The organism is Blautia sp. BCRC 81119 (assembly GCF_003184505.1).
GTDB lineage: Bacteria > Bacillota > Clostridia > Lachnospirales > Lachnospiraceae > Blautia_A > Blautia_A fusiformis.
Window position 1 is genome coordinate 92,919 of sequence record NZ_QJHD01000018.1, and the last position, 13,802, is coordinate 106,720.

Genomic DNA, 13,802 nt, shown 5'->3' on the forward strand with positions numbered 1-13,802 from the left:
CTGTTTCTCAGGCTGCTCGTTCCTTCAGATGCTTCATCCTGCAAAGCAGGTTGATTCCGTTTTTGTTTGGCTTATATATATTATCTTCAACCCAGTCAAACTCCAGCATGGAATTTTCCCTTGCCCGGACGGTTGTACCGTCCTTTTCATAATTTATTGAAACCGGATAGATTCCAAGGCTCATAAAGACCTTGTCGTTTGCCATACCAACGCTCCGGATATCACCGCATTCGTTAAGCAGTTCGTCTTCCCAAATTTGCGAATCCATATCGCACAGATAGGAGACCTGCACAAGCTCATCATTCTCTGGCTCTATCATACATATATTCCTTAACTCTAAATATTTCGCCATCTCTCTACACCCCTTTCAATATGTTTTGTCAGGATGCAGGATTTCTTGTGGTGTTTGGACCAAGCGCCGCGTTTCGGTTTGCTCTTTCTGCATTTGTTGCGTCACGATATGCTTTCGGCGCATAGATGTTTTCAAAAGTCCTCATCTGCGCTTCAAGGATATGTTCCATCCAGAACCATTCATCCATTGTCAGTGAAAAGCTATTTTTAGTTTCATCTTCTCTCTCTCTGGCTTTTACGTTTAGAAGTCCTTTTTCATCCTGTACTACCGGTGCATAATAGTTTCTAATCTCTATCTCAACCGGTTTTGGCAGGTTCTCATGCCATATGATTTTTATCTCATAAACGAAACAGTTCCCGTTCCGATTCTTTCTTCTGACCAACGGCCTGAATCCCGTGTGATAAATTACATTTGGGTCAGTCTTGTTGTTTGTTGTGGCTGTAGCGGAAGAAACTGTTGCCGAAACGTTCTTATTCAGCAGTCCCTTTTCATAAAGGTCCAGGGCCTCTTTAATTGCCTTAATCTGGTCCTTGTTTCTTGGATATTTATTAACATTTGGCTCCAGCCATGCAATTTGATTAAGTAGAAGTTTTTTATTAACTTCCGCATTTTCAAGAAGTGCAGCAACAGGTGTTTTCCCTTTCAGTTGTCCTGCACTGATAGCAAGTGTAAATGCTGGTGAGTTCGTATCAACCTTTGTCGCAGCCGAAGATGCGCCAGATGGCTGGCCTACAAGTTTATACACCAGTTTTTGGGTCATCTTTCCGATGGAGTTTATCATCCCAAATGTTTTATTTTCACTGCTGTTCATCTTTTTAAGGATGTTCTTATTCCTTACCTCTTCGAATATTCCAGGAAGTTCCGACACAGGGATATTTGCAGTGGTTGCTTTTTTGTCAGAATTGATGATTACGAACTTGAATCGGCTGAACGTCTCATGATGAAATGTCAGCGGCTCGCTTCCATCATCTCCGGTTGCCATTGTTAACTCATTTAATACAAAAAATGTCTGATTCTGTCGCAGGCAGAAGCATTCTTTTGGATTTTTCATGATTTTTAAAGTCTCCTTTCTTTGCTCTATTTATGGTTTACAAATTCAATATGCCTGTTTTTTTGCGAAACAAAAAAGCACCAAGACAAATCTTGGTGCTTCTTCTGATGAGTTGACATTTCCCAACATTACAAAAATCGCATTCGTCCTTTCAGTGGGAACGCATCCTTTCAGAAAGAACCACATTCTTTTGTCTTTGCTCTTTGCTAGTGATTGACCGACGGACAACTATTGAAATCTGCTAACGAGCCGGAAACGGCGAGCGGCGAGGTATCATATTTATTCTGGTAACGAAGGCGTTAAGCCTGAGTTATCATGCGTGCTCTGGTGCCGAATCCGGCAAGACCGGGGAGGCATCAATGAAATCTGGTAACGAGTCCTGCGAGGCAGGCGAGTTATCAAAGTTGGCCGCGGTTTTCCGCCAGCCGATAAAAGAAAAAGACCGGCTTTCGCCGGTCCATAAAATTCAATCAGAAGTTAATTATTTTTTAAGCGTTTTAAGAAGATATGTCTTAACTTCTATCATATCATTGTCATTAATTTCGTCTAATAGTTTTTTCATTGTTACTTTTGATATAAGTTCTGTTTGTAACAGTCTCAAGAGAAATTCTTGATTTTTCTCGTTCAGATAGCTTAACGCCATTTTTCTGCTATTCTTTTTTACAAAATCTTTTGCTTTTTCGCTTTTATATCTTAAGTATTCGTTGACTGCCATGGAGTCTTTACACTGTATGGAAGATGCATATTTGAATGCAGAAAAACGTTCTTCGTCTTTTTCATTTTGCATGAATTTATTTATTTCCGCATTCATTTCATTCATCAAAATGTACTTTATATGTCTTGGCAGAGATATACACTTTTCATCACAGTAAATTTCCAAGATATCCATTTCGTTTCGGTCATATTTTTCCTGATACACAACAGTAGGTGTGATTTCTGGAATCCATTTTTTTAGTAAAATTTTTTGAGTATTGTCATCAACCCAATTCATTCCGAAATTCTTGACTGATGATGGAATTGTAATTTCCATTAAGCTTTTACACATGGTAAAAACGCCGTCTTTAATTGTTTCCAAGCCTTCATTCAGCTCTATAGCTTTGAGCCCGCATTGTCCAAATGCATATTCGCCTATTACTTTTACGCCTTTAGGAATTGTGATATGCTGCATTTTTTTGCAGCCATAGAAAGCACCATTCGGTATCTCTGTTATTCCTCTTCCTAGCTTTACAGTTTCAAGTGCTTCGCAATCGGCAAAAGCGTATTCACCGATTTCAATTACGGAGTCAGGAATTACTACAGATTTAAGAAATCTACAAGATGCAAAAGCCCTTTCTCCTATACTCGTAACACCATTTGGGATTATCATATGCTTAACACCTTCTGTACATGCAATCAGCATTTTTGTATCTTGTGTATATACAATATTATTTAATACTTTAATGCCATTACTGCGTTCCGTACTTTCTGAAAAACAGATATTTTTTATATAAGTATAGGTATTCCCTGCAACTTTATGTAGAGATTTAAAAAGTGAGTTAAAATTTCGCATCGGCTCTTTTAAATCAAATGTTACTGTATTTGGAAATGTCTGTATGTGACCCAGTGCAAATGTATCTGTACTATGGGTAATAACATTTTTGACTCCTGTAAAATCCACCAGGCAACGCTGAATTTTGACCTTATCGTCTGGTAATTCAATTACATCAGAAGTTCGGTCAATGTCAATCAGAATTGGCCCTGCCATTTTAACACCGTTTTTGAACGGCTGCTTTTTAAACCACGACCCGGAAAATGCATCCTTACCAAAATAAAAAACGTCTAAAACATTGATGACATCATGACTTTTGCAATCCTTAAACGCATAATCTGCAATTGCTGTTATATCCTGCAAATCAATTACTTCATCTTCTGCTTGACAAAATGTATTCAATAAAGCAGACACTTTGCCGTCTATATCCTCATATCTCTCCAGATATTTTCTTTTTGAACAGAAATGTTTGCTGTATGAAGTAACATTTTTGACATTTGGAAATAGCGTATTTGGAATACTGATATTAGACACATCCTCCATTATTACAAGTTCCTCAACGTCTGGGAAACTTTTTATCGAATTCAACATGTCCATATTAGCAGTAATATAGATTGTTGTTATGCCGGAATTCACATCAATATCAAATGCAGTCTCTTGTAATGCGTCCAGATAAAATATAATTCCTTCTTGTTTTCTCATTTTTTTTACCCCTTTCTTTGTTATCTTTGTAAAATTAATATGCGTGATTTTTTAATTGATAAAATATAAGAAAAAGACCGGTTTTTGCCGGTCCATAAAATCAAGCAAAAAAAAGAAAAGCCTTAACTGGCTTTTCTCTCTCAAGAATGGAAATTTGTGTCATACAGAAATAATGTTGTCAGCATGGTCGTATACATCATCTGAAAGTACCGCATCATTTCGCATTGCAACGTTGTAAAGACGTTCTGCAAATGTTTCTACGCTTGTATTGTACTTATCCTGAAGTACTTCGTATTTCTTGCGAAGGGATGCATACTGTTCTGACATGGTTTCCAGCTGATTTCTGAGACTCTGGATTTCAGCCTCTGTGGATTCAGGCTCAAATGCTTTGACAGGCTCCTTTTCGCCCACTGCAATATCAGCGACATTTGCAGATGTATCTGCCTGTACCTTTCCGGCTTTCTGAGTTTCGGTTACCTTGTTTCCAAGAATAGCGCTGTATTTCAGACAAAACTTTTTGTATTTTGCCTTATTCAGAATCTTGCTTGGCCACACCGGATGCTCATTCATGGATTCGACAATCCGCTCGGCCAGGAACTCATCAAAATACAGAGGCAGCTCATCTTTGAACTGGTAGACATGTTCCGGATATTCACTCCTCAGTTTGGTGAGTCTGTGCGAGATAGAGCCTACGGCAATGCCATTTACCTCAGCAAACCTTCTTGAAGTTACAACCTTCACGCCTTTCACCTGATGCTGTCCTTTTCCTGTTCTTCCGTTAACTTTTTTCATGATTTTTTACTTCCTTTCTTGTTTTGTACTTATTTGAATACATTTTTAATATGATTTTTTCGTGAAAAAATAAAAAAAGAGGCCCGATTTTCTCGGGCCTCCATGACATTATTTTTTCAGCAACCTGATTCTTTCATTGATGATTTCCTGTGCATATGTATCTGTTTTTGCCTTTTCGTTCAGATACTCTATCTCTCCTGACACAGAAATCTTTGCAATGACTGTGCTATCTTCAGGATTATCATATCCTCTTTTCCATGCGTCCACACACCAGGTTTGCTCCTCCTGGTCGAAATGGTCGCACATGATTTCCACCCATTCGCTTGATTTTCCAGTCTTTGCGTTCAGAATAGTTCTGATATTTCCAACCATATTTTGAATCTCATACGCTTCACGATTTTTGTATTCCTCGTATTCGTCCTTATTGTCTTTCGGGTCGTTCATATTAGCGAAATTAATCCATTCAGAAGGATTTTTGTAATAGCAGTCCAGAACACTCTGGCAGAAATCAACAGGAGTAAATTCTTTGGTTGCCCGCAGCGGCATTTCAGAATTTTCGTCAATGATGTATACAGTATTACCACTGAGAACCACAGTGATATCTCCGTTGCCTTCCCGGTTGTAAATAACGGCGGATGCGCCTCTTGTTAAGTAATCAAAGCATGCCAGCATTGTGTCATACATTACATCTGTCAGATAGCTTAAAGATGCCCAGTAACAAAAACTTCCTTTCTCTTGGATTCTGAATGTGCACCAGCCGTGCATTGGATTTGTTAAGATTAATTGTTTACTCATTTCTGCTCTCCTTTCAGTTTGTGAACTACCCGCATCTAAAGAAGCAGCAGGCTACTCCGGTGTTTCACCGGTAAGGTTATTGGGTTACCAAAAGACTGCATGCCTGATATGGCAATTTTAGCAATCATATTCAGTTTGTTATATGTAATACAAGATTTTGCAAAATCAACCCGTATGGACTTTTTCTTTGCCATATCAAAAACCTCCTGCTTTTTTCTTACACAGTTAATATGCCGAAAAAATCTAAAACGGGACGATTTTTTGCGAAAAATTTTTGCAGAAAATAAAAATTTCTCTACGCCGAAGCATAGAGAAACCAATAAATCGCAAGCGATATTTTTGTTTATTTGTATATCTAGGCGTTTTCATCACGGCAATTAAACAACCGAGAATTCCCACTTATTTCTTAATTGTTTCCGTTGCCACTTCCGGCTCATTCGTTTCTTTTGTTTCTTCTTTTTCCTCTATTTTTGTATCCTCTTTTCTGCACTCAGAGCACTGACACTGACATCCAGCAAACAGTACCATGACAGAAAGGATGATAGGCAGAAACAGAAGGATTGTAACGCAAAGCATCTGCAATCCGGAAAGCTGTGCAGAGACGATAAAGCCAAGAAAAGTTACGCCGAAAACGGCAATCTTCATCCACGCATCGGCCTTAAAGAATCCTCTGCGGAGTAGTATATAAGAAATTGCCGTTACCGCGATGTAAATGATACATATGATGATAAAGAACATCATGACCGCGGCAACCGCAACCCAAGCCAGACTGCCAAGGCCTGCGAACATACCACCAATTGCAGCACCCGGCAAAGCATAGTCATAGCATCCGCCAGAGGTAATCCCGCCTGAAGCGATATCTACTCCGGAATTAACCATATGTGCCACAAAATTACAGATAGAGAACATCCCGACTTCCGCCAGCACCATGAAAATAGTATAGATTGTAAGTAGAATGGTAGAGGTCGCAGAAAGCGTTTTTGCCTTTTTATTTTCCATTATTTTTTTTCACCTCCTTTTTTTTGTATAAATACAATATGCAAAATAAACACAAAAAAGTGCTGCATTTCTGCAGCACAGATAAGATTGCTAACTCAGGTTTGCGTTTTCGGTGCCAGCCCAAAATTAACCACCGTAATAAATTTCAGTACAACCATCGTCGGAAAGTTCGATTTCTTTAATCTTCCATCCATTCACGGTAAAATCTCCACGATAAGCATTCCTGTAATGGTCCTTCACAGTTTTTTCCGCTTCTTTTAAGTTTGAGGACATTACAATGCCAATAATTTTTTCATCGCGAAAACTGTCGTACTGGTAATAGCTGAATATTTTTTTGTCAGATATTCCGGACTCGCTTTTATCACGCATTTCTCTTCTCATTTTTTTTCTCCTTTCTTTGCAATTGATTTTTGTAATCTTAATATGCAATATTTTCAGGCAAGAGAAAAAGCCGGCATTTTCTGCCGGCATATTGTTATCGAGTTATCGATTTGTGGATTTTTCTTTCTCTCTTCCGAAGTAAAAGAACAGCCATCCATATAGTGGACCACTACAAAAATTAGGGTCATATTTAGGAAGCAGCCAAGGGTCTTTTAGGCTGAACTGCCAATACACGCTGTATATGTCTCCGTTACTGTTTTTGTAATCAACCATCCAGGTAGCGCGTAAACGTATTGCAAAGATTACCTCCACTCCAAAAAAAACTCAACCAAAAATGGAAGCTTCGCCTGAATGCTGGTCACGCCATTCCATTCATTGAGTGTTGGGTAATACAGCATCTTGAAGTCGTACAGTTTTCCATTCTGATTCAAAAACTGTTCTTTTTCGCTGTTTTTCTAAATCCCGCAGGCAATGCCTGAATTAGATTTCTGATTCTTTTTCTTCTTCTTTTTCACTGTCTTCTTTTGGTTCTTTTGTGGTTTCTTTTTCAGCTTTTTTTATTGCTTTTGGTTCTTCTTCATCGCCTTCGCTATCATCGCAAAGAACAACAACGGACAGTCCTATCGGCGTAGCCAGGAATGCAGCTTCACAAAACGCCATAAGTCCATAGCTGTTTGTTGCGGCCACGAATCCAAGGAGTGAGCTTCCAAAGATTACGATTTTCATCCAGGCGTCATTCTTAAACTTACCGCTGCCGATAAATTTGTAAGACAATACCGTCGCAGCAATAAGCGTGATTGTAAGAATCAGCAATACAAAATCAACCACAGGTATCATTGCTAACGCAATAGCGCTGGTGCCGGATGCAAGCGGGCCGAGGTCAGTGCCATCAACCATCCAGCCCTTCGTCAGGCTGCTGCCAGACAGATGGCCGAAAACTGCAGCAATGGTGAATATTCCGAGAATAAGGATGGTTACCAGTGCCGTATAAATAGTCATCAGGATTGTTGATGTCAGAGATACAGTCTTTGCAAGTTCAGTAGTTTTTGTTTCTTTTCTCATTATTTTTTCCTTTCTCCGGCGGCTTCGCCGCCGGTGTCAATCTAAAATTAACAGATATCCTGAACATTCGCCTGAATGCTGGTCACGCCATTCCACTCATTGAGTGTCGGGTAATACAGCATCTTGAAGTCATACAGTTTTCCATTCTGATTCAAAAACTGTTCTTTCGTCTCAATATCATGAAAACATACACCGCTCTTGCAGTTTCGGCTGTTGAATGTAATCTTAAGAACATTTTTGTTCTTACCGATAATCTCAGCACGATTTGCTTTCACGCTACTCTGGGCAAATACCGGTTTTTCATTCCCCTTACCAAACGGTTCAAGGATTTCAAGCTGTCTGATGAAATTCTGTGTCAGAAAATCAACCGGAAGAATCACGTCAATCATGACCTTCGGGACAAAGTCCGCATCGGTCAGTCCGCTGCGGACGTTAAGTTCCTGACGGAATTTTTCCAGATTCTCTTCTTTCAAAGATAATCCAGCAGCCATTGTGTGACCGCCAAAACCAAGCATCAGGTCTTTCACTTCCACCAGTTTTTCATACATTGAATATGCTTCAATGGAGCGGCCAGAGCCCTTCAGAAAATCACCGTCACCTTTTGTAAGAACGAAAGCAGGTTTGCAGTACCTTTCTCTCACCTTACCGGCAATGATTCCGGCGATGCTCTCATGTACTTCCGGGAGGTAAACGACCAAAACTTTGTCATCCTGCATTTCTTCATCAATGATTTTGAAGGCAGCTTCCATACCCTGTTTTGTGAGTTCCTGACGTTCTACGTTCAGGTCTCGCATCTGAGCGGCTTTTTCGAGCGCTTTCTGATAATCAGTCTCAACCAGCAGGTCAAAGGCCTCATTTGCGGTATCAAGTCTGCCTTCGGCATTAATACATGGGCCGATTTTGAAACCATAATCGTAAGAGGTCAGAGCTTTGTCTCTCAGTCCAAGAACTTCAAGCAGCGCCTGCAGGCCAATATTTGAAGTGTTCTGCATTTTTTTAAGCCCTTCTTTAACGATTGCACGGTTATCATGCTGTAATTCCATTACATCGCAGACAGTGCCGAGAGATGCAATTTCAAGAAAATCGGAATTGTTGAATTCATCAATTTTTCCGAATTTTTTGTATAAGCACCACATAAACTTCCAGGCAACAACAGCGCCACAGATTTCTTTGAAAACACCGTCATCTTCTGGGCGTTTCGGGTCAATGACCGCGTCGGCGTCAGGGATGATGTAGTGGCGAGCGCCTTCATTATCTCCGGGTTCGGTTGGTGTTTCGTAAGGAACTTCACATTCTGATGCTTCATAAGGTACTTCACCTTCTCCATCCTCCTCTGCATTCGCAGAGTCGTCTGTCGGGGAGAGGTTCCTTACTTCGTAAGGAACCTCATGGTGGTCAGTAACTACAACCGTCATTCCTAATTCTTTCGCCAGCTTAATTTCATTCGCAGCAGCGATACCATTATCGCATGTCAGGATAACCTGTACGCCAGCTTCATACGCATCACGGATTGCTGGTTCATGCAGACCATAGCCGTCTGTAATACGGTGAGGGATAAACTTATCACATTTTGCACCAAGTCCGGTCAGACCTTTGTAGAGGATATATGTACTGGTCACGCCATCAACGTCATAGTCGCCCATGATTCTGATGTATTTTCCTGCTTTCACTGCGTCGTAGATAATATCTACTCCACGCTGCATATCAGTCAGTTCAGAACCATCAGAAACGGTTGCAATATCTGCTTCCAGATACTCCCTTACAGCATCCTCTCCCTGCACACCACGGTCAGCGAGAATCTTAATGATGGCCGGATGTACACCAAACTTTTCTGCAAGTACGTTGAATTCCGGGCTTTTGAGGTTTTTGTAAATCCATTTGCTTTTACTCATTTTTTAAGTCTCCTTTTCTTTGTTTTAGTTTTAAATATATTTTTACGGTTTTAATATGCGGGATTTTTGAAATAGCGAAAAACGTAAAAATAAGCCCAGCAAAATAATTGCCGGGCTGTGTATATGTGGTTTTGTTGTGTTTCAGAATTCGGTATCTCCACTCATTTTTCTCACCTCCTTTTAGGCAATTTGCGGAATGCTATCGTCAACTACATTTATATTTTTTGATGCCTGAAGGATGACATTGCCGATTTCTTTTTTTGTGTGTTTGATACTAATATGAAGGGAGACACCTCCTTTGCTCTGTCTGATTTTTTCTTTTGGAAATTTAACATAGTCATTGTCGACAATTATATCATTTGATTTTACAAAAAATGCATTGCTGATTTTAAAACGTGTCGCAGTATCTTTATCTTTTCCTCTTCCATGAATCCACCCAATCACCTTTTTGCTATTTGCTTTAACGCGGCACATACCGTCCTCGATAGCAATATCTTTTTCATTGAGGATTTTGTTTAAATATTGTGGTGTAAATGCATTTGCTAAAGAATTTTTTCCAGTAGTTCGGATTTCACTTCCTGCCACTGTAATCAGTGGAGTATTGTCAGAAAAAGTATAGTCTATCAGTTCTGGCGTTAAGCCAATCAGTTCGTCTTTGTTTGTTGCCGTCATGATTATATCAATATCGGATGAGTCCAAAAAAGATTTAACAAAGCCAATAGCTTTTGTGTCACCATCATCAAAAAGTTTATAATTGCTTCCCATTTTATCAATCATAGATGTCTTACTGTTAAACTCCTGAATATACTTAACGTATCCTGGGTAATTGCTCTTGATTTCGTCAGTGATAATTATCTTTCCGTTTTCATCATAAATAAGGTCTTTGTCCATAAGCAAAGCCGGCATGTCTTTAATTTCAATTTTACATTCCTGTCCATTAATAGCGATACCCATATCACCAGCAGCTGGATTTCCGTATTGAACAACAGCATTGGAGTCGTCTGATTTTTTGTAATAAGCATACCTTGCAGCACATGCCGTATACCTTGATTCTTTTATGTATTTTACAGCTTCTTTTGGCGTCTTTGAAATTGGGGTAGTCTCCAAATCAACATAATTTCTTAGCCCCATTGCTTTCGCGCATGTCTGCGCTACAACACATTCATACAAAACTCCGGGCTGCAATGCTTTTTTAGCTTTCAACTGCTTTCCTATTTCGTCTTTTCCAGATTTTAAGCGGTTCACCAAACATCCAATTTTTTCATTTGAAGCTATAAAGTCGTCAACATTATCAAACTTACTGCTGTTCTTTTTATAATATGTTTCTATTTTTTTTATGTCCTTTTTGGACATGATAAGTTTTGTGGATGATTCGAAAATTTTTTTTAAAATTTCTTTTGTGGCTTTCTCTTTTGTATTCATAAGCTGCTGCCTTTCTATTTGTCTTGCTCTGAAAATACGGAGTTTGAATGTATTTCGTTAAAAATAGACGAGTTCTTATCTGTTCCGATAGCTTTTAAAAAGATGTCATTTATTTCTGTCCTGTATTTGTCAGGAAACTTGATATTTTCTTGCATGCTTCCCGCATTTTTTTTATATACAAGGTATTTATCTTCTGACTTCTGCATTTCGTCAGTAATCTTAAGAAGTCGTGTTTTATCTTCCGGTTGTAGCAATGCTGGGTCGATAATTGGTAACGATTTTAGCAATGATGCTGTATATGTGATTCCGCCATCAAACAGCCTCCAATACCAATAACAGAAACTAGAATTTAAAAAACAGTACACGATTTTTGATGTGTCGCTATCGCTAAATGCTAAACGAATCTTTCCGGTCCTATTTAATTCTTTTACGGATGCAACAGTGTAATACCTACAAGTATTTGGAACATATAAATTGAATTCCCCATCAACGCTCAGCAAGGTCTTTAACTCAATGCTGTTTTTTGTCCATTTTTTGTAAATATTCTCAAAGATTGGTCCGCACTTGCAATATTTCGCATGTGTGCTGTCTATAATCTGATACGTAGTTCCGACAAATCTGTTTAAAATGTTTGTTTTTAGAAGCTTTTTTCGCTCTTCGTTTTTAAATCTGATAAGATTTGAACACCTATATCCAGATACGTTGCTACGATTTTCCGTTACTGTAATTGCGGCTCTGACGGAATTAGTTGAATTTGAATTGAAGACTCCGTGTTTCTTACCTGCGAAAATATTTCCAGGCACGTTATCAAAAGCAACAATAAATCCGTTATAGAGATTCATTTTTTTTCGTAACGGCAAGAACTTTTCACTGCCGAGAAAGCTGTAAGGCGTAATTACAACAGATGATTCGCTTTCATCTAGAATCTTCTCCATTATTGCTGCATAAAATTCTTTGCTCTTTCTCAATATTTCAGTTTCCTGCCAATTTTTGTCTATTTTTGAAATCTTAAAATATGGCGGGTTGCTGATGACTTTACAGCTTTCCGGTAACGATATGCTCTTATCAAGAAAATCACAAACAATACTATGTATTTGAGGTCCCAAGTCATTTCCATATTTCTTACATATAAGAGCCACACATATCTTTAAAGCCAATGCATCTTTGTCATATAAATACAGGTGACCTTTGGCTATCAAATCACGTGCTGCTGTGTAGCCTATTTTGTTTAAATATGATAAAATTAGATTTCCGGTTCCACAGCAAACGTCGCAAACATTTTCTCCTTTTAATCCATCAAACCAGTCAGACATTACATCTGCAACATCAAACGGTGTAAAGTACTTTCCGCTCTCTTTTTTTTCTTTTTTGTTGATATGAGCGAGTCCAATTTCGTACAATTCTCCTGCATTTTGAACTTCACTTAAACCGTTTTTTATGATGGAATCCCAAACATTTTCAAGCCCATCTTTATCTATTTCTTCTATGTATTTTTCTATCGTCATTTAACCTCTCCTTCGTCTATAGCTGTTATGCGTAAAATTTTCTAATAGCTATTTTTTTTGCGGATTTTTTTTCAGATTTAAAATGACGAATAGGAAAAAATATAAATTGTGCGATAAAAAAAGGCAGGTAAAAGGTCAAAAATAAGACAAAAAAAATAAGCCCGGCAAAGTAATTGCCGGGCTGTAAATATTGCATATATTTAGAATTCGGTATCTCCTGTTATATCGATATACCCTCACATGTAGTGAGGGAACAAGATGGCATCCGTGGAGTTCCAGTACTTCATCGATATACCTTCACATGTAGTGATGGAACATATCTGGCATAGGGATTTTTTCGGTTATGTACGATATACCCTCACATACAGTGAGGGAACGACGGCATCATTGAAGTATGAGCACTTCCTGGCGACACACCCTTACATACAGTGAGGAAACGAAACTTTTACAGTTCAAAACCATTGTTGTCCCGATATACCCTCACATACAGTGAGGGAACGCCTTACACCATTCCACGAAATAAAAGCAATGCGATATACCCTCACATACAGTGAGGAAACCCCGGGCAAACTTTTGAGGACTGCGAACAGGCCGATATACCCTCACTTGCAGTGAGGGAACTTCCCCATCGGATAAAATTTCTTTTTTAGTTTCGATATACCCTCACTTGCAGTGAGGGAACGTGATAATTTTGCACTGCCTGCGATTTTCGGATGATATACCCTCACTTGCAGTGAGGGAACGTTCTGCGCCTGAACCTCATCATATTCATTTCCGATATACCCTCACTTGCAGTGAGGGAACCTCTGTTTATGTTCGGGCTGTCGCTTGTAAATCGATATACCCTCACTTGCAGTGAGGGAACAAAAGCAAAGCAAGACACTATCTGCAGGTACTCGATATACCCTCACTTGCAGTGAGGGAACAGCCGGAAACCCGCATAAAATCAACGCGCGCGCGATATACCCTCACTTGCAGTGAGGGAACGGGAGCGGATGTACGGTAATTCCACGCAACGCCGATATACCCTCACTTGCAGTGAGGGAACGCAACTTGAAGCGGATGAGTGGGAACGTGAATAAGATATACCCTCACTTGCAGTGAGGGAACTCATATTGCTTCGTATAGTTTCCCCTCAAATCCGATATACCCTCACTTGCAGTGAGGGAACTGTTTCTTTTTATCTCTGCTATCCTTGCCGCCCGATATACCCTCACTTGCAGTGAGGGAACATTATAGGCTTGTACTACTTGGTCTTTAATCTCGATATACCCTCACTTGCAGTGAGGGAACGGTCTGAGATGGAAACGGCAAAAGCGGA

Annotated in this window: 12 protein-coding genes and 1 CRISPR repeat array; all 12 genes read right to left on the minus strand. The window is 39.4% G+C overall.

All coding sequences use genetic code 11. The annotated features are described in order from the left end of the window. Positions 1-7: 7 nt before the first annotated feature. On the minus strand, positions 8-319 hold the full coding sequence (locus tag DMI82_RS11745) for a hypothetical protein (RefSeq protein ID WP_110103412.1): 312 nt from the start codon (positions 317-319) through the stop codon (positions 8-10). A gap of 61 nt (positions 320-380) precedes the next feature. Continuing rightward, positions 381-1,403: a hypothetical protein gene (locus tag DMI82_RS11750; protein WP_110103413.1), complete on the minus strand. Its 1,023-nt coding sequence runs from the start codon at positions 1,401-1,403 to the stop codon at positions 381-383. Positions 1,404-1,884: 481 nt separating this feature from the next. Beyond that, a complete protein-coding gene (locus tag DMI82_RS11755; protein ID WP_110103414.1) occupies positions 1,885-3,633 on the minus strand; it encodes a leucine-rich repeat domain-containing protein in 1,749 nt (582 codons plus the stop codon). Between the two features lie 159 nt (positions 3,634-3,792). After that, positions 3,793-4,425 carry a hypothetical protein gene (locus DMI82_RS11760; RefSeq protein ID WP_110103415.1) on the minus strand — a complete coding sequence of 211 codons (633 nt, stop codon included), beginning with the start codon at positions 4,423-4,425 and terminating at the stop codon, positions 3,793-3,795. Between the two features lie 108 nt (positions 4,426-4,533). After that, on the minus strand, positions 4,534-5,220 hold the full coding sequence (locus tag DMI82_RS11765) for a hypothetical protein (RefSeq protein WP_110103416.1): 687 nt from the start codon (positions 5,218-5,220) through the stop codon (positions 4,534-4,536). 35 nt (positions 5,221-5,255) lie between these two features. Further along, positions 5,256-5,414, minus strand: coding sequence for a hypothetical protein (locus DMI82_RS19795; protein WP_158526461.1), 159 nt, complete (start codon positions 5,412-5,414; stop codon positions 5,256-5,258). 205 nt (positions 5,415-5,619) lie between these two features. Beyond that, the gene (locus DMI82_RS11770) at positions 5,620-6,219 is read right to left on the minus strand and encodes a hypothetical protein (RefSeq protein WP_110103417.1); all 600 of its coding nucleotides are present in this window, start codon (positions 6,217-6,219) and stop codon (positions 5,620-5,622) included. 126 nt (positions 6,220-6,345) lie between these two features. Continuing rightward, positions 6,346-6,600, minus strand: coding sequence for a hypothetical protein (locus tag DMI82_RS11775; protein WP_110103418.1), 255 nt, complete (start codon positions 6,598-6,600; stop codon positions 6,346-6,348). 480 nt (positions 6,601-7,080) lie between these two features. Further along, entirely contained in the window at positions 7,081-7,662 is a 582-nt protein-coding gene (locus DMI82_RS19650; protein ID WP_146207155.1) for a hypothetical protein, read from the minus strand. A gap of 47 nt (positions 7,663-7,709) precedes the next feature. Beyond that, a complete protein-coding gene (locus DMI82_RS11785; protein WP_110103420.1) occupies positions 7,710-9,554 on the minus strand; it encodes a single-stranded-DNA-specific exonuclease RecJ in 1,845 nt (614 codons plus the stop codon). A 180-nt stretch (positions 9,555-9,734) separates the two neighbouring features. Then, on the minus strand, positions 9,735-10,976 hold the full coding sequence (locus DMI82_RS11790; RefSeq protein ID WP_110103421.1) for a hypothetical protein: 1,242 nt from the start codon (positions 10,974-10,976) through the stop codon (positions 9,735-9,737). A gap of 14 nt (positions 10,977-10,990) precedes the next feature. Next, the gene (locus DMI82_RS11795) at positions 10,991-12,481 is read right to left on the minus strand and encodes an N-6 DNA methylase (protein WP_110103422.1); all 1,491 of its coding nucleotides are present in this window, start codon (positions 12,479-12,481) and stop codon (positions 10,991-10,993) included. A gap of 470 nt (positions 12,482-12,951) precedes the next feature. Then, positions 12,952-13,774: direct repeats of the CRISPR family, unit length 29 nt; unit sequence CGATATACCCTCACTTGCAGTGAGGGAAC. The last annotated feature ends 28 nt before the right edge of the window (positions 13,775-13,802 follow it).

Coding starts and splice junctions, on each gene's coding strand:
- DMI82_RS11745 (WP_110103412.1), bottom strand. CDS start 319: ATGATAGAGCCAGAGAATGATGAGCTTGTGCAGGTCTCCTATCTGTGC.
- DMI82_RS11750 (WP_110103413.1), bottom strand. CDS start 1,403: ATGAAAAATCCAAAAGAATGCTTCTGCCTGCGACAGAATCAGACATTT.
- DMI82_RS11755 (WP_110103414.1), bottom strand. CDS start 3,633: ATGAGAAAACAAGAAGGAATTATATTTTATCTGGACGCATTACAAGAG.
- DMI82_RS11760 (WP_110103415.1), bottom strand. CDS start 4,425: ATGAAAAAAGTTAACGGAAGAACAGGAAAAGGACAGCATCAGGTGAAA.
- DMI82_RS11765 (WP_110103416.1), bottom strand. CDS start 5,220: ATGAGTAAACAATTAATCTTAACAAATCCAATGCACGGCTGGTGCACA.
- DMI82_RS19795 (WP_158526461.1), bottom strand. CDS start 5,414: ATGGCAAAGAAAAAGTCCATACGGGTTGATTTTGCAAAATCTTGTATT.
- DMI82_RS11770 (WP_110103417.1), bottom strand. CDS start 6,219: ATGGAAAATAAAAAGGCAAAAACGCTTTCTGCGACCTCTACCATTCTA.
- DMI82_RS11775 (WP_110103418.1), bottom strand. CDS start 6,600: ATGAGAAGAGAAATGCGTGATAAAAGCGAGTCCGGAATATCTGACAAA.
- DMI82_RS19650 (WP_146207155.1), bottom strand. CDS start 7,662: ATGAGAAAAGAAACAAAAACTACTGAACTTGCAAAGACTGTATCTCTG.
- DMI82_RS11785 (WP_110103420.1), bottom strand. CDS start 9,554: ATGAGTAAAAGCAAATGGATTTACAAAAACCTCAAAAGCCCGGAATTC.
- DMI82_RS11790 (WP_110103421.1), bottom strand. CDS start 10,976: ATGAATACAAAAGAGAAAGCCACAAAAGAAATTTTAAAAAAAATTTTC.
- DMI82_RS11795 (WP_110103422.1), bottom strand. CDS start 12,481: ATGACGATAGAAAAATACATAGAAGAAATAGATAAAGATGGGCTTGAA.